The 21,154-nt window shown below is 65.0% G+C and carries 23 protein-coding genes and 1 pseudogene; all 24 read right to left on the bottom strand.

Features of this window, described 5'->3' with window-relative positions; all coding sequences use genetic code 11:
* Positions 1 to 210: 210 nt before the first annotated feature.
* On the bottom strand, positions 211 to 1,602 hold the full coding sequence (locus C0606_00580) for a hypothetical protein (GenBank protein ID PLX39074.1): 1,392 nt from the start codon (positions 1,600 to 1,602) through the stop codon (positions 211 to 213).
* A 250-nt stretch (positions 1,603 to 1,852) separates the two neighbouring features.
* Complete coding sequence (locus C0606_00575; GenBank protein ID PLX39629.1) at positions 1,853 to 2,320, bottom strand: hypothetical protein; 468 nt, start codon at positions 2,318 to 2,320, stop codon at positions 1,853 to 1,855.
* A gap of 142 nt (positions 2,321 to 2,462) precedes the next feature.
* Entirely contained in the window at positions 2,463 to 3,845 is a 1,383-nt protein-coding gene (locus C0606_00570) for a histidine kinase (protein ID PLX39073.1), read from the bottom strand.
* A 73-nt stretch (positions 3,846 to 3,918) separates the two neighbouring features.
* A complete protein-coding gene (locus tag C0606_00565; protein PLX39072.1) occupies positions 3,919 to 4,590 on the bottom strand; it encodes a DNA-binding response regulator in 672 nt (223 codons plus the stop codon).
* 45 nt (positions 4,591 to 4,635) lie between these two features.
* Positions 4,636 to 4,944, bottom strand: a complete 309-nt coding sequence (locus tag C0606_00560; GenBank protein PLX39071.1) for a hypothetical protein — start codon at positions 4,942 to 4,944, stop codon at positions 4,636 to 4,638.
* Between the two features lie 176 nt (positions 4,945 to 5,120).
* On the bottom strand, positions 5,121 to 5,327 hold the full coding sequence (locus tag C0606_00555; GenBank protein PLX39070.1) for a hypothetical protein: 207 nt from the start codon (positions 5,325 to 5,327) through the stop codon (positions 5,121 to 5,123).
* A 124-nt stretch (positions 5,328 to 5,451) separates the two neighbouring features.
* The gene (locus C0606_00550; protein ID PLX39069.1) at positions 5,452 to 5,631 is read right to left on the bottom strand and encodes a hypothetical protein; all 180 of its coding nucleotides are present in this window, start codon (positions 5,629 to 5,631) and stop codon (positions 5,452 to 5,454) included.
* A 2-nt stretch (positions 5,632 to 5,633) separates the two neighbouring features.
* A complete protein-coding gene (locus tag C0606_00545) occupies positions 5,634 to 7,061 on the bottom strand; it encodes a hypothetical protein (GenBank protein PLX39068.1) in 1,428 nt (475 codons plus the stop codon).
* A complete protein-coding gene (locus tag C0606_00540) occupies positions 7,054 to 10,947 on the bottom strand; it encodes a hypothetical protein (protein ID PLX39067.1) in 3,894 nt (1,297 codons plus the stop codon). The genes C0606_00545 and C0606_00540 overlap by 8 nt, the downstream gene beginning before the upstream one ends.
* Positions 10,947 to 11,387 (bottom strand): peptidase P60, encoded by a 441-nt coding sequence (locus C0606_00535; protein ID PLX39066.1) that lies wholly within the window; start codon positions 11,385 to 11,387, stop codon positions 10,947 to 10,949. Before C0606_00535 ends, C0606_00540 begins: the two co-directional genes overlap by 1 nt.
* Positions 11,384 to 12,268, bottom strand: a complete 885-nt coding sequence (locus tag C0606_00530; GenBank protein PLX39065.1) for a beta tubulin — start codon at positions 12,266 to 12,268, stop codon at positions 11,384 to 11,386. The genes C0606_00535 and C0606_00530 overlap by 4 nt, the downstream gene beginning before the upstream one ends.
* A complete protein-coding gene (locus C0606_00525; GenBank protein PLX39064.1) occupies positions 12,265 to 12,915 on the bottom strand; it encodes a TIGR02217 family protein in 651 nt (216 codons plus the stop codon). The genes C0606_00530 and C0606_00525 overlap by 4 nt, the downstream gene beginning before the upstream one ends.
* A gap of 213 nt (positions 12,916 to 13,128) precedes the next feature.
* On the bottom strand, positions 13,129 to 13,752 hold the full coding sequence (locus tag C0606_00520) for a phage tail protein (protein PLX39063.1): 624 nt from the start codon (positions 13,750 to 13,752) through the stop codon (positions 13,129 to 13,131).
* Positions 13,736 to 13,951, bottom strand: a complete 216-nt coding sequence (locus tag C0606_00515; GenBank protein PLX39062.1) for a phage tail assembly chaperone — start codon at positions 13,949 to 13,951, stop codon at positions 13,736 to 13,738. Before C0606_00515 ends, C0606_00520 begins: the two co-directional genes overlap by 17 nt.
* Before the next feature lie 35 nt (positions 13,952 to 13,986).
* On the bottom strand, positions 13,987 to 14,343 hold the full coding sequence (locus C0606_00510) for a transfer Agent (GenBank protein PLX39061.1): 357 nt from the start codon (positions 14,341 to 14,343) through the stop codon (positions 13,987 to 13,989).
* A gap of 2 nt (positions 14,344 to 14,345) precedes the next feature.
* Positions 14,346 to 14,759: a phage major tail protein, TP901-1 family gene (locus tag C0606_00505; GenBank protein PLX39060.1), complete on the bottom strand. Its 414-nt coding sequence runs from the start codon at positions 14,757 to 14,759 to the stop codon at positions 14,346 to 14,348.
* A 31-nt stretch (positions 14,760 to 14,790) separates the two neighbouring features.
* Positions 14,791 to 15,201, bottom strand: coding sequence for a DUF3168 domain-containing protein (locus tag C0606_00500; GenBank protein ID PLX39059.1), 411 nt, complete (start codon positions 15,199 to 15,201; stop codon positions 14,791 to 14,793).
* Positions 15,198 to 15,512, bottom strand: a complete 315-nt coding sequence (locus tag C0606_00495; protein PLX39628.1) for a head-tail adaptor protein — start codon at positions 15,510 to 15,512, stop codon at positions 15,198 to 15,200. The genes C0606_00500 and C0606_00495 overlap by 4 nt, the downstream gene beginning before the upstream one ends.
* A 14-nt stretch (positions 15,513 to 15,526) precedes the next feature.
* Positions 15,527 to 16,102: a hypothetical protein gene (locus C0606_00490; protein PLX39058.1), complete on the bottom strand. Its 576-nt coding sequence runs from the start codon at positions 16,100 to 16,102 to the stop codon at positions 15,527 to 15,529.
* Positions 16,103 to 16,251: 149 nt separating this feature from the next.
* A complete protein-coding gene (locus tag C0606_00485) occupies positions 16,252 to 17,511 on the bottom strand; it encodes a phage major capsid protein (GenBank protein PLX39057.1) in 1,260 nt (419 codons plus the stop codon).
* 4 nt (positions 17,512 to 17,515) lie between these two features.
* Positions 17,516 to 18,208, bottom strand: a pseudogene (locus C0606_00480) (HK97 family phage prohead protease).
* A gap of 215 nt (positions 18,209 to 18,423) precedes the next feature.
* Complete coding sequence (locus C0606_00475; GenBank protein PLX39056.1) at positions 18,424 to 18,612, bottom strand: hypothetical protein; 189 nt, start codon at positions 18,610 to 18,612, stop codon at positions 18,424 to 18,426.
* An 8-nt stretch (positions 18,613 to 18,620) separates the two neighbouring features.
* On the bottom strand, positions 18,621 to 19,835 hold the full coding sequence (locus tag C0606_00470; protein PLX39055.1) for a phage portal protein: 1,215 nt from the start codon (positions 19,833 to 19,835) through the stop codon (positions 18,621 to 18,623).
* 54 nt (positions 19,836 to 19,889) lie between these two features.
* Positions 19,890 to 21,134 carry an ATP-binding protein gene (locus C0606_00465; GenBank protein PLX39054.1) on the bottom strand — a complete coding sequence of 415 codons (1,245 nt, stop codon included), beginning with the start codon at positions 21,132 to 21,134 and terminating at the stop codon, positions 19,890 to 19,892.
* Positions 21,135 to 21,154: the final 20 nt, after the last annotated feature.

The following is a 21,154-nucleotide window of genomic DNA, read 5'->3' as shown; positions in this document are numbered from 1 at the left end:
CCATGCCGACAATGGTCGACAATGGCCCCTGTTCGCGCAGCCAATGGCATATCCGCGAGCGCGGCTCAATCCGTAGGACTGCGCTTGCCGGTTCGCGAGTTGTCGGGGAAGAGGTAGTTCGGCTTAGGCCGGTGGGCAACAGCAACGGGCAAGAAAGTGCCAAAAGGTCGCGGCATTTCCGCTTCTGCGATTATCGAAGGGCTTGAAAACCTAGCCGTTTGAGGCCTTTTTCGACGAAGCCTGCAGCGCGTTGGCGCGACTGCGCCGCATCGTCTTGGTGTACTCCTCGCCAAAGACCATCGACGAGAAATGCAGCGCGGAGGCGAGTTTCCTGTCGACGACTTCCGCTGCATGGCCGGTCGACTTGCGCAACGTTTCGAGCAGCGCTGCCGATAACAGCTCGAGCGCCTGCTCGACACGCCGCCAGGTCACCGTCAGCACTTCGTTGAGGGCAAAGCTCTCCCGGCAACGGCGAACCTCGGCGAGGATTGCGAGGCCACGCTCGGCATCCTCGGCCTCGTAGTCGTCGAAACGCGCGCTGGCTTCGTTTGCAGGATTGTGCCGCAGTGTCCGGTTGACCATCCCGGCGACCGGTTCGATCTGGGCTTTGATCGCTTCGGAGATATCGCGCCGGGCGCTGGCTACGATCGCAAACCAGTCGGGCGCCGAGTCTAGATCTATTTCGACCGCGAGCTTGCGCTGGACCAGGTGGTAGGCGCGCAGCGATTCGAGCAATTGGTCCGTCGGCACGCGCACGTGGAGGTCATGCTGGACCTTGGCGACGGCGTATTCGAGCTGGTGAAGCGCGAGGCGCACGAAGACCGAGAACGGCGTCGATGCCAGCGCCTTGCCGTTGTCGGTGCCGCCAAGAACCACTGCAAGCGGGACCAGCAGCGCGGGGTGGTCCAGCCTCGCCAACAGTGCGACCGCCAGCCAGTCGCCGTCACCGGACGATTCGGTCAGGAAGCGGCGAATGCGGTTCGTTACCGGACTATCCTTTTCGATGTCGTGCGCCGTGATCACGTCCGGCATCTGTTCGAGGACAGCGGCAAGCACCGGGTAGCGGGCATCGATCGCGAGCAGATCCTCAAGATCCTTGATGACCGACATGCCGCCGAGTTGCGACGCAAGCCGCGCGTAACCTCGCGGGACTTCCCGCAGTTCCTTGAGATGCGCGCGGACTGTCGGCAGTACTTCACCACGCAGCTTTTCACCGCATGCGGCGATGTCCGACTCCTCGAAATTTCCCGATTTCAGATTGAACTCGTGCATCAACTGGTCGACACGACCCGGCACAACATCGCGGGTTATCCAGATCCAGATCGGTTTGAGCGAGCTACGGGCAATTCTGCCGGGAAACTTCAGACCGCTGGAACCGTCGAAGAGAAACTGGGTGAATGGGTCGAAGAACGACCGCATGAGATGATCGCGGCGCGGTTTTTCAACGCCGTTTTTTCGCACCAGCGGGCGCGCAAAGGACAGAATCATGTCGAATTGCGGCTGGCTTTCGCCACGATTTTTCGCGGCCTCGACGCTGGCCACGAGCATATGTCTCGCCTGCGGCGACAATTCCTCGATGAATGTCTGCAGTTTCTTCGACATGACCGATAAACAAGTACCCGGGTGAACGGCCCCGCATCCGATGACGCGCAGGATTCCCGGCCATCAAATCGAAAAGCACTTAACATTCAATTAGCGCAACGCCCCGCAGCGCTGATTTCCCATTTAAGTTCCAGCCGTTGCCGGGCACCCGCGCATTCGGGTTTTTCGCAGTGCGACAATACAGGCAAAAAGAAAGGGGGCGAACGATCGCCCCCTTCCCGCTGGAATTTCAGGTCTTTGCGCGGTTCGATCAGGAGATCTGCCGCCACGTTCCATCGGGCGTCCGGCAGGCGGTGCCGCGGACGACCTCAGGCCGGCCGGCGATGTACACTGTATGGGTGTAATCGCGACACTGACGGCTGTTGATACGATAGGCCGGACCCGGCACCACCTCACCATAATTGCCGCTGTCGGGATTGCGCCAGTTCACCGGGGTTCCCGAACGGTTGAATTCGAGCGCACGCATCTCGGCTTCATAGGCAGCGCGACGATCTGCATCGTCCAGCGCCTTGCCAATCTCGGAACCGATCAGGCCGCCGATCACAGCACCTGCGGCAGTTGCGACCGCCTTTCCGGTGCCGCCGCCAAACTGGTGGCCGATCACGCCGCCAGCGACTGCGCCAGCCACCGTGCCGATTCCCTGCTTGGGGCCGACTTCGTTACATCCAACGAGGCCGACGCCAACCACAGCGATAGCCAGAACCCTCGCGAGTTTCATCTCCATAATACCTCACTTTCGGGGACGCCATGCTTCGATAAAAGCCTCGAAACGTGAAGGAAACCCTACTGCATCCCACCCCACAGGTTTCACCAACCCGGTCGCACAGATTCGTGGCCGAATTGGGTCAAAATTCGCAGTTTCATACGGACGGCAATTCGAGCACCGCCCCCAATCCTCCCAGTTCGGACTGCTCGAGCGACAGCCGCCCGCCATAGAGTCCGGCAAGTTCGGCAACGATCGACAATCCAAGGCCGGAGCCCGGCACGGTTTCGTCCAGGCGCTTGCCGCGCTTGAGTGCTTCGCGGCGCTGTTCGGGTGTCAGTCCGGCACCATCGTCGGCAACCTCGATGCGTAGCATCGCGCGATCGCCGCCGATGCGCTCAGTCACGCCGCGGAGCGACACCACAACCTCCCCTTTTGCCCATTTGCAGGCATTGTCGAGGAGGTTGCCGAGCATTTCTTCAAGATCCTGCTGCTCGCCGGCAAAACGCAGGCTCTCGTCGCCAATCATGCGGATATCGAGCCCGCGGGTTTCGTAAATCCGCTGCATCGCGCGCACCAGACGGGTCGCGACCGGCCCGACGGAAGTAACTGCGCCGATAATACGCCGCTGTGCGGCCATTCGCGCGCGTTCAAGATGATGTGCGATCTGGTCCTGCATCTGTTCCGACTGCTCGACGACCTTGTTCGCGAGCGGACCGCTCTGCGCACGAGATTCGTTGAGGATCACGCTCAATGGCGTTTTCAGCGCATGCGCAAGATTGCCGACATGGGTGCGGGCGCGCTCCACCACCTGACGATTGGATTCGATGAGAGCGTTCAGTTCATTCGCGAGCGGCGCAATATCGCGGGGATATTCCCCATCGAGGCGGTCCTTCGATCCGGTGCGGATCGCCGCAAGCGCCTCGCGCATCCGCCCGAGCGGCCGCAGGCCGATACGGACCTGCAGGATGATGCCGATCACCAGCCCGATACCGAGCAGCGCGAGAGCACCAGCCACGCTGTAGCGGAAGCCCGAAATCTCGTTTCGAATATCATCGGCATTGCCGGCAACCGTAACGAGATAGGCGGTGTTGTCAGGGAAAGTGATGCGGCGGGACAAGATGCGCAATTCGGTCCCGCCCGGTCCGATGCCATAGCCCTTCCAGGGGCGGGACCCTGTCGCAGCCGCTTCGCTCGGTGCCGGGAGTGCCAGCGTGTCGCCGGCCAGAGACTCCGACGTCAGTACGATGGCAGCGGTATCGGCGCGCGATATCAGCCAATACCAGCCCGACAAGGGCAGCGCGAAGCGCGGCTCGCCGAGATTGCCGGGATCGGGGAGTTCCGCGGACGTATCGGCGTCAAAAGTCAGTTCGCCGATCAGAACCTTCAAATACACACCGAGACGCTCGTCGAACGCGCGTTCTACCGAGCGTTGATAAAGTGTCGTGATAAAGAGACCGGCGAGCACCAGCGTCACCGCGCTCCAGAGCACGGCCGTGAACAGCAGACGGAAAGCAAGCGATTGGGGCTGACCGGACATCACACTCCCCGACGGAACCGTCCGGAAGCCGGCAGCGTGCCCGCAAGAAACGATGTCGGCGCCATGGCGTTCCTCACGCCTGCTCTTCCGGCGTCACCAGCCGATAGCCGAGACCGCGAATGGTCTCGATAACGTCGACGCCGAGCTTCTTGCGCAGGCGACCGATGAACACTTCAATGGTGTTGGAATCCCGATCGAAATCCTGGTCGTAGAGATGCTCGACAAGTTCGGTGCGTGAGACCACGCGGCCGCGATGATGCATGAGATAGGCAAGCAGCCGGTATTCGTGGGAGGTCAGTTTCAGCGGGTTGCCGTCAACCGCCACGCGGCCGGTGCGGGTGTCGAGACGGACAGGCCCGCACTCGATTTCGGCCGATGCGTGCCCCGCCGCACGACGCACCAGCGCGCGGATCCGGGCGAGCACTTCCTCAATGTGAAAGGGCTTTGCGACATAGTCGTCGGCGCCGGCGTCGATGCCGGCGACCTTGTCGCTCCACCGGTCGCGCGCAGTCAGAATGAGAACAGGCATGGTGCGCCCGTCGCGCCGCCACTGTTCGAGGACGCTGATCCCATCCATCTTTGGCAAGCCGATATCGAGCACGACGGTGTCGTACGGCTCGGTGTCGCCGAGGAAATGTCCTTCCTCACCGTCAAACGCGACATCGACCGCGTAGCCGGCGTCGGTCAAAGCCGCACGCATCTGCCGGTTGAGGTCCGGATCGTCTTCTACGAGCAAAATGCGCACTGGCTTCCCCTTCGACAAGGCGCGTTTCGTTCAAATGGAGGTGCGTCAGTTCCGTCCCATACGGGCGCCGCTGCGCGCGTTGAAGCGGACACGAATGACATTGCCGTTCCCCTTGAGAACGGTGACGCGATAGAAAAGGGTACCGCCACGTTCGCACAGGCGAACGTTCACGATCTCCCCGCGAATCTTGTTGCGAACGGCAGCGAGGCGAACGACCGCTCCCGAATTTATCAGGGCGCGCATTTCGCCTTTGCTCAGGCAGGCAGCCGACGCGGCGCCACCAACTGACAGAGTCAGAAAGATCGCGACCAGCGGAACAACAAAATAGCTGCGGAATGCGCGTTTGAGCATCATGTCACGCGGTTTAGGGCATCATCGCTGAACGAGCGATGAATGGGATCATGCGGGTGTGCGACTGCAGGAAGCGCGTGCAACCTGCGCTCGGCTTGGATCGCCGACAATGCGCCGGCGCGTGAGAGTGCCGCAAATTCAGACGTCACTCAACATCGCGCCGGGCAGATCGAGAACGGTCAGCGAATACGGGACTTCGCCGTCACCCGCCCGATCAGGGCGACCGCGCCGGACACGGACGTTGTCGCCGCAAGCGCGACGTCGACGAGCTGTGCCTGTTCGGCAGCACTGACGGTGAAACCGAACAGGCCGGCGACACTGGCGGCAATGGTGACGGCGGCAGCCCAGACGGTTTTCGAGCGGTACCAGGGTTTGATCGCGTTCATGGAAGGCTCCTGTGGCTTTTGGAAATGAGCGCTGAAAAGGCTAAGCCGGCCGAATTGAAGCGACCGGCCGAGGCATCAACGTCGGAATTGTGAGACGAGAAAACGGGTGCGGACGCGGATTGGATCAGATGTCGCCGCTCTCATCGGGTGTCGCGTCGGCGATTTGATTGCCGGCAGCGACCCATTCGGCGAGAGCCCGACCGGCGGCGCTATCGGATCCGACGGGAACGAAAACCGGCTGACCATCGATCTCGACGCGCGCGACGGCGCCGGACTCGATATACTGTGCATTCGTGATGATCATGCTCACAACTCCGCATCTGCTGTGATGGCACCGCGGACATACGTCCGGCCTGCAGCCGTTGCCGCGGCGCGGATGAAACAGCCCCCCGCGTAAATCACGTGGGCCTCTAGCGTCGATCCGTCGATACCCGCCGAAAAGGCCAAGTCGAGGGAAATGGCCGGCGCAACACGCATGCGACTGGGGTAAACCACCGAGGTCAGGACGCAATAGGTTGCTCCGGCCTCAGCCGCGTATCCCGCTTCACCAAATGGCAGGCCCTGGACGTAGTAGCGCTGCACCAGCGGCCACTCGATCGCCTCGGGGCGCCACTCAAACGGCGTCGCGTGTGGGCCACGCTCAAACTGGGCGCGGGCAAACATCGTTTCCGCAGATACCGACAGCTTGAGCGTGACGTCGCCCGTTGAACCGGTCGGCACAGTCAGCGTCACGCCGCGACGGCCGCTACCGGCCGCGATGGTGCCGGTCACGCCATCGACGTCGACGGCGATGGCGGCCGTGGGGTTTTCGACCGAGACCGTAATTGTCGCGCCGGCAAGGCCGGGCGCTTCGATCACCTGCTCGATTGCGCCCGATGTCAGCGTTACCACGCCCCCGGAAACCGAAAGAGACGCCCCGCCGGCCGACGCCCTCCAGCGGTCGTGACCATATTCGCCGGCCGCCAGAGCGCCGCCGGCAAAGGTCCGCTGGTTGATGCGGAAATCGCCGTTGATGAGGTAGTTTCGGAAACCGGCGAGCGGCCCGCCATTGATGGCGGCGACCTCTGCTCCCGCCGCCATGCGCACGACGCCGGTGGCGGCATCGGCCTCCAGCGCTTCGACCCAACTCGTTCCGTCGGCGCTCACTTTCAAACGGAACGTATCGTCGCCTTCAATCCCGAGTTCCGCCCTCCCCGACCAGCCGGTCTGGAAGAGGAGAGAAGCGGTGTCCCCTGCTGCCTCCTTGTCGACGACGAAACGAACGTCGCCCGTACCGCCATCACCGGCCTCGACCGGCGCGAACAGAACCGCATTCGATTTCACCGCGAGCTTGTTGGTGGCGTCCGGCGCGGTGTTGACACCAAGGCTGTCGAAGACCGGATCGTCGGGGACATAGGTGTCCACCGCGATCCACGCGTCGCCGCGCCATACGGCAAATTCGCCGTCCGCCTCCACCCAGGCGAACCAGCCGGGGTTGGGTGCGCGGATTGTCCATACGCCGTCATCGTAGATGGCGACGGAATTGTCGTGCCCGGCCCAGTCGCCAGTCGCCGACGTGGCAATGATATGGCGATCCCCCTCTTGCGGGGAGGATGGCGGTTCGGTGCGGTTCTTGTCGACGACAGAGAGCTGCACCAACGCGTCGAGAAGCAGCAAGGCCTCGTTATGGGTAACGTGCTTCTGTGCCTGCGAGGCCAGGATGTAGGGGAGTGTCAGGTGGGTAGTGTCAGACATTGAGTGTTACCTCGCGAGGAATGCCGGCGCCGAAGTCGTTGAGTTGCGCGACACGGAGCGTGATCGTTGACGGAAGGACGCCGAAATCTGCGATCTGCTGCGCGGCGCTGTAGGTGGCTCGTGGGGTATCGGTCTCGACACTGCGGACAATTGTGCCGCCATCGAGAATCTCGACCTGATAGAGCTGCTCGCTTTCACCGAGCGGCACATCGCGGCCTTCCCAGGAATCCCCGTCGGTGCGCGTCCGCCGGATCCAGCTCAGGGCCAGATCGCCGGATGCTGCGTCGCGTCGCGCGCGGATATGAACCGGACTGTAAGGGCGCAAGCCCCGACCGCCGGCAGTAAAGCTGATTTCACGGAAGGCCTGGTCCGCGACGTTTCGCCGGCCCGGACCAACGCGATAGATCAACGGGAGACCGATCTCGCTTCGGCGGATCGAGAGATTGACCAACGCGTCGTTGAGCAGGACCACGCGGGCGCCCACAGCGCTGCCGGCGGCCATCGCATCCTCGGTCCCGAGTTGCGCGCGCAACAGTCGCGACAGCGTGTAGGTTCGCGACGCGGTGAGTTCGGCATTGACGAATTGCAGGACTTCCCACCCGCCGTCCGTCGTCTCCACGGCAATCGCGTTGGCGCCGTTGAGAACGCGGATCTCCTCGCGCGACGAAAAGCCTGCATTGTAGAGGCGTACCGAAAGCGTATTGCGGCGATCCCACACCCCGACCGGACCGGGCTGCAGCGCGGTCAGCGTCTCGCCGATGACGGCGCGCCGCGAAACACTGTCGTGCAGGCGGAAACTGTCGCCCGTTTCGGAACGCCAGACCGCGGCCGTGCCATACCAGGGTCGCGCGTGAACCGCGAGATAGGGGGCGCGCGCATTGTCGTCGTCGTTCAATCTCGGAAGATCGAGGAAAACCGCCACGGGCTTGCCGAAGACCGTAACCGGTCTGGTGGCGCGGGTGTCATCGCTCGACCCCGTCGGGCGGAACGCATCGGGATCGATCGAGCGGGCCTCGATGCGCCGCAATCCGGCATCTTCTATGCGTTCGACAAGCACGGCCTGATCGCGCCCGCCGGCATTCAGTTCAACGAGGTCGCCGACCTCGATCTCGGCGCGTTCCGGCGAGATCGAAAAGGTGAAGCGTTCGCGACTTGCCCAGATATCGTGAAGCTGGACCTCGGTCGCGGCCTGCGCGGTCGCCATCGGCGCGACCAGCGCCATCTCGGTCGAGGAAAAGCGTGCGCTCGACCCGAGCAGATGGCGCGTTCCGGCTGTTGCGTGCTCGTAGTCACGGCCGCTGTCGAGGAAGCCGATCCGCACTTCCTGCGGCAATTCGGTTTCCTGGGCGCGGGTGACACTGATGCGCGCGGCATCCTTGTCGGCGACAGCGATATCGGCGTCTTCGATTACCGCTTCGGTTGCCTTCACCCTCCCCTCGAAGCGCATCCGCGTACCGGTGTCGACAGCGGTGAAGCGGAAGGCTTCGGCGAGCGGATCGATCGCCGCGCGTGCCGAAACCGGCCGGTCAAGCACGTAGCCGTCGATGACGCCCTCGATGCGGCCGATGTCAGCCCCCGACACGTCGTAGTAGTCGAGCAGGGCCTTGATGAGCGCCTCAAGGGACAATCCACCGAGACGCCCTGTGAGCCAGTGGCCGTATTGCCAGTTGGTGCCGTCGGACCACACGTCGGTGAGCGTTGGAAACGCCGGATAGGGCCGTGCGTCCCAGGTCCACAAAAAGGTATTGTCGAGATCGACCATGCGGCCGCCATAGACCGAGGAGAGCGGGTTGGCGCCGGCAGTGAAGGCCTCGTGATCGTGATCCCAGTAACTCAGCACCGCCTCGAGAAACCGGCGCTGCATGAAGTCGTCGCGCACACCGCTCGAGAAATAGGGAAAGAAGGACTCCGAGGATTTGGGATCGTAGAAGACGTTCGGTTGGTTGGCGCCGCGGTCGACGGCGGGGCAGCCGATCTCGGTGAACCAGATCGGTTTCGATTGCGGCACCCAGGCGGTCTTCGTCGCGGACTCGACGCCGCCCGGACGATCGTAATGCGGCTCGCCCCACCAGGCCTTGAGGTCCTTGTAGCGAAAGACCCAGGGCTTGCCGTATGCGCCATCGGTGACCGCCGTGCGGATACCGAGTTCGCGGTCGGACGAACTTGCGTAATACCAGTCGAACCCCTCGCCAGCGGCGACGTTGCCGCGCAGATAGTCGAGGTCGTAGACCGAGGGGGCGATCGCGGTGTCGGCATGGTCGCCGTCGCGCCAGTCGGCGAGCGGCATGTAATTGTCGATGCCGACGGCGTCGATACCCGAGCTCGCCCAGAGCGGGTCGAGGTGGAAATAGACGTCGCCGCTGCCGTCGCCCGGTTGGTGGCCGAAATACTCCGACCAGTCTGCGGCATAAGTGACCTTGCTCCCCGCCCCGAGCACTGATTTGACGTCTGCGGCGAGATCGACGAGCGCGTCGACAAAGGGATAGGTCGATGCGTTGGAGCGAACCGTGGTGAGGCCACGCATTTCGGAGCCAATGAGGAAGCCATCGACGCCGCCGGCGACCACCGCGAGGTTGGCGTAGTGAAGGATCATGCGGCGGTAGGACCATTCCGCACCGGTGTAGTGCACCCCTCCCCCGCTGATGAAGAAGTCGCCGGGCGCCGCGTTTCCGACGAAGGCCGCGACCTGCGCGGCTGCCACTGCTGTCTGATCGACCGTGCCGGTCTCGCCCGGCGCAGCATGGCAGGTGATCCGCCCTCGCCAGGGATAGGTCGCCTGCTGCGTCCCTCCATAGGGGTCCGGCAGGCTGTTCGACTTCGGCACGTCCATCATGATGAAGGGATAGAGGACGACGCGCAGCCCGCGCCGTTTGAGGTCGGCGATCGCAGCGACGACCGCTTCGTCGGACGGCGAGCCACCAAAGGCCGGGCGCTCGTCGACCCAGGAAACGAGATGCGCGGACTCACGGCCGAGGCCGGCGACGCTCCAGGTCGCGCCGTCCGTGTTGCGGTCGCGCATCTCGACGCCGGGCATGATCGCGCAGTCGCCGCAGCGCAAATCATTGCCAAACCACGCGACGACGAGCGCGACGCTCTCAAGGTTCGGGCATGTCGCGACCAGATCGTCGATGGAGGCGAGCCAGTCGGTGTCGGCGCTGCCGGTGTGGCGATTGTCGGCGACGGTGGACTCGTCCCAGTCGACGCGGGTAACCAGCCGGTCGAGATAGCCGAACTCGGTGCTGCCGGGGATGACGGTGACAGCCCGGATCATCGGTTCCAGCTGGTCGAGCCTCCGTGCGACCTCGAAGGTGAGCTGCGGGATGCGATTGCCAAAGGCCTCCAGCGCCATACGCTCGAACACGACATAGACCGTACCGCGATAGGTAGGGACATCGTCGGTTTCCTGCTTGGCGGCGATCAGCGCGTCGGCCTCTTGCGTCTCGGTGCCGCGATAGACCCGATAGGTGTAGAGGCTTTGGTCGAGCGGCTTGCCGTCGGCCCAGATGCGGCCGATGCGGGTAATCGGCCCCTCGCAAAGCGCGACGGCGAAGTTGGCGTAGTACTCGTAGGTGCGGACGGTCGCGCCGCCCCCCTTGCCGCCCTGTTCTTCCTCATTGACGACCTCCTCGTAGTCGGTCGCCCAGATCACCTGACCGGCGATGCGGGTGCGGCCGTAGATGCGCGGGATCGGCGAGCCTTCCGTCGACGTCTGGACGGAGAGATCGTCGAGGCGCGGTCCCTCGGTGACCTGATCGGCGGTGAACAGCGCACGGTCGACCGCGTAGCCGGCGAGCGCCCCGGCGGCGCGGCCGAGCATGCCGCCGAAGCTGCCGGCAATCGAGGCGCCGAGCGCCTGGCCGGCGACCTGAAGAACGAGTGTGGCCATCAGTCGATTGCTCCGGGAAAACGGAATGCGTGAAAGAGATGCCGTTGCCACCACTCGCCGAGGTGGGTTTCGGCGACGGCAGCGGCTTCATAGGCGTGGACGATGGTGGTCGGGGTGGCGACGATTGCCGCGTGCTTTGCCGGCAGATGCTGCCGCCAGCGAAACAGAACGACCGAGCCCGGGCCGAGGTCTTCAACCGGAATCTCGACCAGATGGCGCCGAGCGGCTTCGAGAAGCTGATCGCGTCCGGCGGCCTCGGCCCAGTCGGCGCTGTAGGACGGCGCCTTTTCCGGTTCGGGACCAAGCAGACCACGCCACACGCCGCGCACCAGTCCGAGACAATCACAACCGACACCCTTGAGTGAGGCCTGGTGCCGGTATGGCGTGCCGATCCAGCTTCTCGCTTCGGCAACGATCCGTTCGCTGGAGAGCGCGCTCACAGCAGAGCCTCGCCGTCGCTGTCCTCGCCGATTTCGGGATAGGAGAGCACGAAGTCGTTGCCCGGCATGTGCGGGAAGCCGCGGAAATTCTCGGTATTGGCGAATTTCGCAATGCAGGTTTCGAAGCACTTGTCGCAGCCGGCCCGGACGATGAATGCGTCGCCCGCTTCGATCGGCTCGGCCGTTGCCTGCCACAGCGAAAGCGTGATGGTCGCGGCGCGCGTGTGCGCCTTGATCTCGGCGCGGGCACCGGCATTTGCGCCCGTCGTCCATTCGAGAAGGCCGCGCGAGAACCAACCGTCTTCAAAGCCGGCGAGACCGCTGACGGTGATGCGCCGGCGGCCGTCGCCGCCGGTCACGGCGCCGTCGGTCATATAGGCGCTGTCGTCGTTATCGACGCCACATCGGGCATCGCCGAGCGTCGCGTCGCAATGGCGCGAAAATAGCCGGCCGCGCGGCTGATCGAGCTGATGCGACAGGCTGCGGATCTCGGCGCGAAAGGCGTCGTCTTCCTGCGTGATCTCGCCAAGATTGCCGCGTCCGATCACCAGCCGCTCGCTGACCATGTTCCAGTTGACCAGCCAGACGGTGACCTCGGCGTTGTCCCACAGCCCGGCCTTCAGGTCGGCGTCGGAAAACCCGTTCAAGGCGAAGGCGCCAGCGACCTCGTGACCGCCGACGGCAAGGCCGGACCCGGCCGTCGTCTCGCTGGCACTGAGCCCGACCGCGGGGGAAAAGGCGATGTCGGCAAAGCCGAGTTCGCGGTCGTGATCGGTGAAACCGTATTCGGCGCCGTCGGTGCGCACGATCCGCCAGCAGCGGCAAAGCGTCGTCGCCTCGCGGGAAAGATGCTCGCCGAGAGCCTGCGAAACCGTCCTCACAGCCGCACCTCGACCATCGGGACAGCCGGAAGATTACCGGCCTGGAAGGCGGCGAGGTTGATCTGCAGACGGTCGATGTCGAAGCGCACCGGGACGTCGAATTCGTAACCGGCGGTGATGGTTGTGCCATCCGCCGGACGGCTGCCAGCAAGGAAGGTGATGATCCCGGTCGCCGTATCGACGGTGAAGTCGGTGCCTTCCTCACGGATATTGCCCGCCACCGCGACAACGACCGTGCCGGCCACGGGCTTGGTAATCGGGCGGGTGTAACGTGAGCCGCCGCCGCCATAGGCCTTGGTCAGCTGGAAGTCCCAGGTCGATCCGTCGCCGGTGGCGATCACCTGATCGAGCGGTGAGGGGTCGAGGCTCGGCTTGCATGATTTCCAGTCGAGCGGATCGCGGAAACGGAAGCCATGCAACCGCCCTCGCCGCTGCTCGAAGAAGGCTATGACCTCGTAGAGATCGTCGAGGGTGCGAATGCCGTAACCGGCATCATAGCGACGCCTCGAATCGGCCCATCGGCTGTTGCGCTTTTCCACGCCGGACGCCAGTTCGACGATCTCGGTGACCCGTTCGGGGCCACCGATCGAGCCGAAAGCGACGTCGACGGGGAAGCGCACCTCATGGAAGGACGCCGTTTCCGACATGAAATTCAGACTCCTGAATGTTATTTTGATCTGCCTCAAGGCGCATCAGTTGCGTTACGAACAGCATGACCGCCAAAGCTGATGGGGATGCGGCTCAGTTGCCGCCTGCGACCTGAGTGAGGTCGATGAGGGTCTCCGTAGCCGTCCCTGATCGGTGCGGCTTTGGCTGCTTCGATACGCCGGCGTCTGAGCCCCTCCTCGTCAGGCCCGGTGTCATAGCCCGCGTCGTCCCCGTCCGACGGCGCGGGCTAACATCGTTGTGACCTGTGTTTCCGATCGCCGGAAACTCTCCGCATCGCTTGCCGTCACATTGAAAGTCACGTTGACCGCGCCGCTGCCCGGACCGCGCACGCCGAGGCGTCCGTCGGCGCCGCGCGCCAGCGGCAGGATCGCTTCCGCGCCCGCTTCACCCGCCATGCCGATTGCATTCTGACCGAAGGGAAAGGCGACCGGCGACGACACGACGCCGCCCTTGGCAAAGCCGAAGAGCCCACTGATCGAGGGCACGAGCGAACCGAGCAGCGAGCCGCCCAGACCGCTGCCGAGCGAACCCGAAGACGCCCCCGTCAGGCCCGAGAACAACACCTCGAACAACTTGGTGAGCGAGTCCTCCAGCGGCTTCAGCGCGCTGTCGAGAAGCCGGCCGGACATCGACAGGGCGATATCCTTGAACGCGGTATCCAGGCGTTTGGCCTCCAGTACCGCGCTTTTGAGCCCGCCGGTGATATCGGTCGCGAAACCGCGCGACTGGCTCTGCAGATCGGCCAGCGTCGCGCGAAGAGTATCGGCGGCACGTTCGAGATCATCGAGACTTTCGCGGTCAAGGTCTTCGGCCATGGTGATTTTCTCCTTCGAAAGGATCCATGCGGGAGGCCTGTCCCCTGTCGGGGAAGCTGGCCATCAGGCGCGCGAGATCAGCGCGGTCGGGAGGCAAAGCGGAGCGCGGCCCCGCACCGGTCATCGCGACCAGCTCGGGCACGGACAAGGCCCAGAAGGCTGTCGGCGAAAGCCGCGCAACGCCAAGGCCGAAAGCCATGACATCGCGCCAGGGAAAGGCCGCGGGCGGCTTCGTTACCCCCGCGGCGGCGGAGGGTTTGTAGCGTCTCCCCGCCCCTCCCCGCCGGCTCCGAACGTGGCCCGCAGCAGGTCGGCGGCAATCGCCGCGAACCCGGCGGCGGCACCTTCAGCGGTCATCGATGCGACCTCATCGTCGGTGACGGCCTCGCCGCCACCACGCAGGCCGGCTCCGACGATGCGGATAAGATCGCGCGCCGACAGTCGGCCCGACGAAAAGCGCTCGGTCAGGGCGGCCAGATCATCGACGCCGAAGGCAGATTCGAGCTCCGCCAGCGCGCCCAAAGTGAGACACAGGATGCGGCTTTTGCCGTCGAGAACGGCTTCGATTTCTCCGCGATAGCGATTGACCATGGCTAGGCCGCCGTGAAGCCGAGGGCGCCGGCGGATTCAAGCGCCAGCTCATAGGTCACCTCGCCATTGTGCTCGCCGGCATATTCGAGCGCGGTGAGCTGGAACGGACCTTCGAGGGTGCCGAAGTCCGGCACGATCACCTGCCAGTCGCGGATTTCGCCGTCGAAGAACAGCTGGCGCGCCGTGGTGTCAGAAGTCGCATCCTTGAAGATGCCCGACCCGCTGACGCTGGCGCGGCGGATACCGGCACCGGCCAGCAGTTCGCGCCAGCGCCCGGTCGAACCGGAATCGGTGGCGTCGACCGTTTCGGCGTTGAAGGCGAGCCGTTTGGCGCGCAGACCGGCGACGGTGGTGAAGTTGCCGCTGCCGGTCGTGTCGATCTTCAGCAGAAGATCCTTGCCCTTTTGAGCACTCATGCGAGGTCTCCTCGGTGTGGTGAGAAATGGATCAGGCGAGCGGCTCGGTTACGGCGCGCAGCCGCAATTCGCCGCGCCAGCTGCGCCGGTCGTTGTTCTGACGGACCTCTTCGCGATCACGCCGCAGATTGATCAGCCGATGGGCGTCGAGGGTCAGATCGGCGTCGTGCAGCAGCTCGTTCAGCCTTTCGAGGACGGCAAGCGCCTGGCGTTTGCCACCCTCGCGGGTCCACACGACGAGGCTGAGGCGGTGTTCGCGGCTGGCCAGTTCGTCGCCATCGCCATCCGTCGTCACGACCGGATCGAGCGCTACGAAGGGCAGCTGCGCACCGCGCGGTGCGCCGTCGTGGATGCGCACGCCGCCGAGCAGCGCGATCAGCGTCGGATCGCCGGAAAGCGTCTCATAGACGGCCTTCTGCAAGGCCCAGCTCGGATGGGTCATCGGCCTTCCTCCTCGGCGAGGGTTTCGCTCCAGCGGCCGGTTTCGTCCGGGTCGTGAACGACGAGGATGCGAAACACGCGGCCCTCATGGGTGAGCCGCATGCCGCCCGCGACGTCGCTGCGGTGACGAATGACGACGCGGTGGGTGATGCGGCCTTCGAGCCGGTCATAGGCGTCGATCTCCGCCGCACTAGCGGGTTCGATCGCCCCCCAGAGCGTCGCGACCGGCGACCAGTTCGTCGTCGCGCCGCCACCGCCATCGTCTGTGGTGACCGGCTGTTCCACCGTCACGCGGTGCCGCAGCCGGCCGATTGAGGGGTTCGCGCTCACAGCTTGCGGGTCCGGTAGTTGGCGATGAGCGCCATCGCGGCGAGCGGCGCAACCGATGCGCCGGCATCGGCCGAGGCGGCTTCGCGGTGTTCATACCAATGGGCGACCAACATCAGGATCGCCTGACGTAACGGCGCGGGCACATCGGCGGCCTCGCCATAGCCGGCGGTGACGTCGATCTCGATGCCGTTGAGCGCCTGACCCGGCTGGGTCACCGCCGCGCCGGCGACGAGCGCAAGACGGGCCGGCGACGACACCGTGTCGACCTGATAGGCGGACGGATCGAGCACGAACGGCGCACCATCGCGGTCATATATCGTGACGGCATCGACCGAGACGAGCGGCGCAAGCGGCAGCGCAAGCTGCGCGGTGCTGGCCCAGCCATCGAAATAGACGCGCCACCCTTGCGTGATCAGCACGCGGCGGGTTTCGAGTTCGACATGGCGGCGGGCGGCAGCAATCAGCGAGGCGATCAGATCGTCTTCGTCGCTCGCGTCGATGCGCAGATGCGCCTTCGCTTCGGCCAGACTAACCGGCTCGCTCGCCGGCGGCGTGATCAGGGCGGCGGTCATGGAAAATCCTTGAGGTTTGAACGCAACGGCCCCGCCGATCGCTCGACGGGGCCGCTCCGGTCACGGCATGAGGGCGGGAGGGGAACCCTCAGTGAGGCACCACAATCGGAGCCGCGCGCAACGGGGGGAGCGCGCAGCCGCCTTAAGGGTTACGCCGTGCCGAATTTGAGGAACTTGATGGCTTCGAAATCCTGCACCCCGCCGCCGACGCGCTTGGTCGTGTAGAACAGCACGTAGGGCTTGGAGGAGTACGGGTCGCGCAGGATGCGGACGCCGAGGCGGTCGACGATCAGGTAGCCGCGGCGGAAGTCGCCGAAGGCAATCGCGGTCGCATCAGCGGCGATGTCCGGCATGTCCTCGGCTTCCGTGACGGCGAAGTTCATCAGCGTCGCCGCGCCATCGGCGGTCGCCGGCGGCTGCCAGATGTAGTTGCCGTCGGCGTCCTTCAGCTTGCGGATCTCGGCCTGGGTGCGGCGGTTCATGACCCAGTTGGCGTTCTGCCGGTAGCCCGCCTTCAGCGCGTAGACCATGTCGACCAGCACGTCGGAGGCGTCGGACGACGGGAAGGCGCCAGCCGCGCCGGTGACCACGTAACCGAGATTGCCCCAGCTCCAGGAGGACTCGTCGACCGTCGAATAGTCGAGGAAACCGCGCGGCTTGTTGACGCCGTCACCGGCAACGAAGGCAGCGCCTTCCTGTTCAGCGAAAGCTGTCTCGACCTCTTCGGCGAGCCAGGTGTCGATGTCGACGGCGCTGTCGTCGAGCAGCGAGGCGGTGGCGGCCGGCATGGCGTAGAGTTCCATGGTCGGGAAGGTCAGCTCGGCCAGCGTCGGCGATGCGGTTTCAGGCCGCGCGGCGGTCTCACCGACCCAACCGACGGCCGGACCGCTGATCGAGAATGGCTTCTTGTAGGTCGCCGATGACACTTGGCGGATGCCGGCGATGGAGCGGATCGGCGACACCTGCGCCAGCCGGCGCATGATCTCGGTTTCCGTCTCGTCCGGCACGAGGTAGCCGCCATCCGGATCGGAGCCGATGGAAAGCGCCTTTTCCTCCAGTCGGGAGAGACCGTCCTCACGGCCATGGCGCACATAGGCGTTGAAGGCGCCCTTGTGCTCAATCGCGGCGGTGGAGAAGCGGGCACCCTGCCCGCTCGACAGGCCCGGCCGGCGCGACTTGATCAGGAAGCCGTCGAGCGCCTTGCGCTGATCGTCGAGCGTCTGGTTGATGCGGACGAGCTTTTCCTCGGTCAGCGGGTCGCTGGTGCGCTGACGTTCGAGATCGGCCAGACGACGGTCATTGGTTTCCTTGAACGACTCGAAGGCCGTCATGAAGTCCTCGAAGGCCTCGGCCATATCGAGGGCCACGGTGCCGGCATCGGCACGCGGGGTCGCGGGAAGCGTGGTCATGGGATCACCTTGCAGTTTTGAGAATGTCGGTGGCGCGGGCAATCGTCGCCCGCAACCGGACGAGGTCGGGGTCCCTCACGGCAGCGTCCTGCTTGCGGCTCAGGGCGTCGTAGCCGGACCGCATCAGAATGCGGGCCTGTTTGCGCGTCAGCCCAGCATCCCGCGTGAGCTAGCGCTCGAAGGCGCGCCGGCTCGGAACCGGCGGCCCGTCGACGGTCTTGACCTTCGCCACCCGTGCGCCGGGCAGCATCGGGAAGGTCACGACCGAGATTTCCCAGAGATCGATTTCGGTCAGATGGCGCGCGCCGGTCTGCGGATCGGTGCGGCCCTTGACGGTTCGAAAACCGATGGAGAGCCCGTCGAGCACGCCTTCGCGCATCAGCGACAGCACCTCGCGGGCACGGGCCACCTCCGGCATCAGCCGGCCGCGAACGCGCAGGCCGCGGGCGTCTTCGGCAATATCCAGCCAGGCGCCGATCGGTTCAGCAGGATCATGCTGGAACAGCATCTTGACGCCGCGCACGCCGCGCCGGGCGAGGCTTGCATTGAAGGCTCCGGGCTCGACCACATCGCGGCCGAGGTCCTCGATGCCGAACAGGCTGGCGTAGCCGGTGAAGGTTCCGTCCTCTTCCACCGAGGTCAAATCCGTAGGCGCGAACTTCACCTCGCGATCGAGCACGGTCGCGAAATCGAGCATGGATTGGGTCCGTCAGTTGTCGGGTTGGATGCGAGCCGGCGTGCCCGGTCAGGCGACCGGCAGGCTGCGGATGCGCGCCTCGTGGCGGCGCGGACGCAACATGCGGGCGAGCTCCTCGGCGAACTCGGCGAAGATAAGGTGATGATTCACTTGAACTTTGCGGCGAACGGGCAAAGCGTGAGTCATCTGAATCGCTTGCGTGAAGACATTCATGGTCATTCTCGCTCCTTAAAGAGATGATTCAAGCGGGCGATCTCGTTGACGAAGTCGGAGAACCGGCGGTTCGAGGCCGCCAGCTCGCGAAGCGTCCACAGCGCCAGCGCGCTCGCCCCCGAGGCCCACAAAAAGAGCGCGAGGTGGGCGAGGTCGCCGCGATTTGCGAAGGTGCGTGCGATGTCATCCACGGCAAGCGCTACTCCGCGCCAATGGCGGGCGGCGGGCCGTCACCGCCCTTGACGGGCTCGTAGCCGATCGCCGCGCGCTTCTCGTTGACCGTCAGGAAGTCGGCCTCCCTCACCCGCCGCCACAGCGCCTCGCGCTCGCTCGACAGGGCCTCGATGGCATCGACGTCGAACCACAGGCGCAGGCTCTCGCCGTAGACCGGCGCAAGCCAGTGGGCGAGCGCCTTGGCGGTGCGCTGCACGAGCGGCAGCACGGTCTGGCGCCAGAAGGCTCTGTTGGCCTCCTGATAGTTCGAATAGGTGTTGTCGCCAGGGATGCCGAGCAACATGGGTGGCACACCGAAGGCGAGCGCGATCTCCCGTGCTGCCTGGTTCTTCGCCTCGATGAAATCCATGTCGCGGGGCCCGAGGCTGATCTGCTTCCAGTCGAGCCCACCTTCGAGCAGCAGCGGTCGGCCGGCGTTCGACGCGCCCTGAAAGCCCTCTTCGAGCTCCTTCTTCAGCCGCTCGAACTGCTCGTCCGACAGGTTGCCGCCGCTGTCGGTCTGGTAGACCAGCGCGCCGGACGGTCGGGCGGAATTGTCGAGCAGCGCCTTCGACCACGCGCCGGCGGCGTTGTGCACGTCGAGGCCGACCTGCGCGGCCTCGATCGGGGCGAAGCCGTAGTGGTCGTTCGCCGGATGGAACAACGTCAGATGCAGGATCGGCGGCAGCGGATCCGCATCCTGATCGAAACGCACGCTGCGACCGTTGACGGTGTATTCGAACGCCGCCGGCCAACCGTCGGTGCCGGGAACGACCTTCATCCGGTCCGGACGCAGGGCATGCAGCTCACGCACATCGCGACCAAGCGCGACGGCTTCGATATAGGCGTTACCGGAGACGAGCAGATGTCCATAGAGCGCTTCGAGGAAATCGCCACCCGCCTGTCGGCCGTTCGGGCGTTCGAGCAGGGAAAGCAGCGGGTGGCTGTCGAGTTCACGGCTGTCCTCATAGAGCAGCCAGGGGACGGAGCCGGCGGCCTCGGCGATCATGCGCACAGATCGGTAGACGATGGCGTTACGGGTATAGCCCTCGCGCACGAGGGCAGCGTAGTCGCGCGGCGTCCAGACCGGGTGCCCGGCGGTGCTCAACGCGACATAAGGGCCGGTGCGCGAGGCCTTGGTTTCCGTCAGCGAGGCGGAGCGCGCGAAAGGCTTCCCGCGAAGCCACGAGAACAGTGTCATGAGCTTTCCAGTTCAGATCAGAGAACAGGGATGGCGCGAGGCCGTATCAACCGGTCAAAGGCTGCGGACGCGAGGCGCCCCGCGCTCGCCGAGCATCAGGGCGGTCAGCGCCCAGACCAGCGCGTCCAGCCGGTCGGGCGAACGGCCGGTGGACAAGCCGCCCGGCCCGAAATCGCAAAGTTCGTCTTCAAGTTCCGGCAGCGCGCCGACATGGCGCACCCTGCCCCGCTCATAGAGCGCGGCGACCGGTTCCGCTCGCAGCCACTTTCCGCGGGTCGCGCGCACCGAGATGATCGGCACGCTCGGATCCACCTCGCGAATCACCTGGGCGACCATTTCGCCGCCCTGATTGACTTCGGCGACCAGCGTGTCGGCGTCGAAGCGGCGGTAGAGCGCCACCGCCTTTGCCGCCCATTCCGCCGGGCGCAGCCCCTGCGCCGACGCATCGTGCAGCACATAGGCGAGATCGTCGCCCGAGAGCCCGGTGCCGGCAACGACGAGACCGCAGGCATCGGCACCGGCCTTCGACGACGCGGGCGGGTCGATGGCGACGACGATGCGGCCGAGCGGTGGCGCTTTCGCCACACGTAGCGCGTCGAGCATGGTGCGCTGCCAGAGCGCGTCCTCGCGATCCTCGATCATTTCGCCGTCAAGTTCTTGGCGGCCAAGCCGTGTTCCCTCGTAGCGGCCAACGATGCGCTCGAGGAAACCGGGTGCCAGATTGGCGATGTTTTCCCGTGTCGCGGCACGCGATACGGCGGATTTCTCGTCCTCGATCAGCCGTTTCAGCAGCGGGATCGGGCGCGGCGTTGTGGTCACCACCTGGCGTGGTCTCTCGCCAAGACGCAGCGCGAATTGCAGCATGTCCCAGGTTGCCTCCGCGTAGCGCCATTTGCCGAGCTCGTCGGCCCATGCGGCCTCGAATTGCGGTCCGCGAAGCCCCTCAGGATCTTCGGCGGAAAAGATCTGTGCCACCGCGCCGTTCGGCCAGACCAAACGGCGCCGCGAGGGTTGCAAGTCGGGCCGCTCGTCGCGCGGGTGGATCGACAAAAGACCCGATACGCCCTCGACCATGACGTCGCGCACATCGGCATAGGTCTCGCCAACCAACGCGATCCGTCCGGTCGGCGACGTCGCGAAAGGCGGCTTGCCGAGTGCCATGCCGCGAACCCATTCGGCGCCGGCGCGGGTCTTGCCGGATCCGCGCCCGCCGATCAGCAGCCAGACGGTCCAGTCGCCATCCGGCACCCACTGGTCTTCGCGCGCCCAGAACGACCAGTCGTGGCCGAGCGCTGTCATTTGCGCCGCCGTCAACCCCG

It is taken from the genome of Hyphomicrobiales bacterium (assembly GCA_002869065.1).
Taxonomy (GTDB): domain Bacteria; phylum Pseudomonadota; class Alphaproteobacteria; order Rhizobiales; family Rhodobiaceae; genus Rhodobium.
This window is presented reverse-complemented; position numbering and strand designations above follow the sequence as displayed.

What these genes read in the sequence shown, in the direction of transcription:
- C0606_00580 (PLX39074.1), bottom strand. Translation starts at nt 1,602, where the DNA reads ATGTCGAAGAAACTGCAGACATTCATCGAGGAATTGTCGCCGCAGGCG.
- C0606_00575 (PLX39629.1), bottom strand. Translation starts at nt 2,320, where the DNA reads ATGAAACTCGCGAGGGTTCTGGCTATCGCTGTGGTTGGCGTCGGCCTC.
- C0606_00570 (PLX39073.1), bottom strand. Translation starts at nt 3,845, where the DNA reads ATGTCCGGTCAGCCCCAATCGCTTGCTTTCCGTCTGCTGTTCACGGCC.
- C0606_00560 (PLX39071.1), bottom strand. Translation starts at nt 4,944, where the DNA reads ATGATGCTCAAACGCGCATTCCGCAGCTATTTTGTTGTTCCGCTGGTC.
- C0606_00555 (PLX39070.1), bottom strand. Translation starts at nt 5,327, where the DNA reads ATGAACGCGATCAAACCCTGGTACCGCTCGAAAACCGTCTGGGCTGCC.
- C0606_00550 (PLX39069.1), bottom strand. Translation starts at nt 5,631, where the DNA reads ATGATCATCACGAATGCACAGTATATCGAGTCCGGCGCCGTCGCGCGC.
- C0606_00545 (PLX39068.1), bottom strand. Translation starts at nt 7,061, where the DNA reads ATGTCTGACACTACCCACCTGACACTCCCCTACATCCTGGCCTCGCAG.
- C0606_00540 (PLX39067.1), bottom strand. Translation starts at nt 10,947, where the DNA reads ATGGCCACACTCGTTCTTCAGGTCGCCGGCCAGGCGCTCGGCGCCTCG.
- C0606_00525 (PLX39064.1), bottom strand. Translation starts at nt 12,915, where the DNA reads ATGTCGGAAACGGCGTCCTTCCATGAGGTGCGCTTCCCCGTCGACGTC.
- C0606_00520 (PLX39063.1), bottom strand. Translation starts at nt 13,752, where the DNA reads ATGGCCGAAGACCTTGACCGCGAAAGTCTCGATGATCTCGAACGTGCC.
- C0606_00515 (PLX39062.1), bottom strand. Translation starts at nt 13,951, where the DNA reads ATGGCTTTCGGCCTTGGCGTTGCGCGGCTTTCGCCGACAGCCTTCTGG.
- C0606_00510 (PLX39061.1), bottom strand. Translation starts at nt 14,343, where the DNA reads ATGGTCAATCGCTATCGCGGAGAAATCGAAGCCGTTCTCGACGGCAAA.
- C0606_00505 (PLX39060.1), bottom strand. Translation starts at nt 14,759, where the DNA reads ATGAGTGCTCAAAAGGGCAAGGATCTTCTGCTGAAGATCGACACGACC.
- C0606_00500 (PLX39059.1), bottom strand. Translation starts at nt 15,201, where the DNA reads ATGACCCATCCGAGCTGGGCCTTGCAGAAGGCCGTCTATGAGACGCTT.
- C0606_00490 (PLX39058.1), bottom strand. Translation starts at nt 16,102, where the DNA reads ATGACCGCCGCCCTGATCACGCCGCCGGCGAGCGAGCCGGTTAGTCTG.
- C0606_00485 (PLX39057.1), bottom strand. Translation starts at nt 17,511, where the DNA reads ATGACCACGCTTCCCGCGACCCCGCGTGCCGATGCCGGCACCGTGGCC.
- C0606_00470 (PLX39055.1), bottom strand. Translation starts at nt 19,835, where the DNA reads ATGACACTGTTCTCGTGGCTTCGCGGGAAGCCTTTCGCGCGCTCCGCC.
- C0606_00465 (PLX39054.1), bottom strand. Translation starts at nt 21,134, where the DNA reads ATGACAGCGCTCGGCCACGACTGGTCGTTCTGGGCGCGCGAAGACCAG.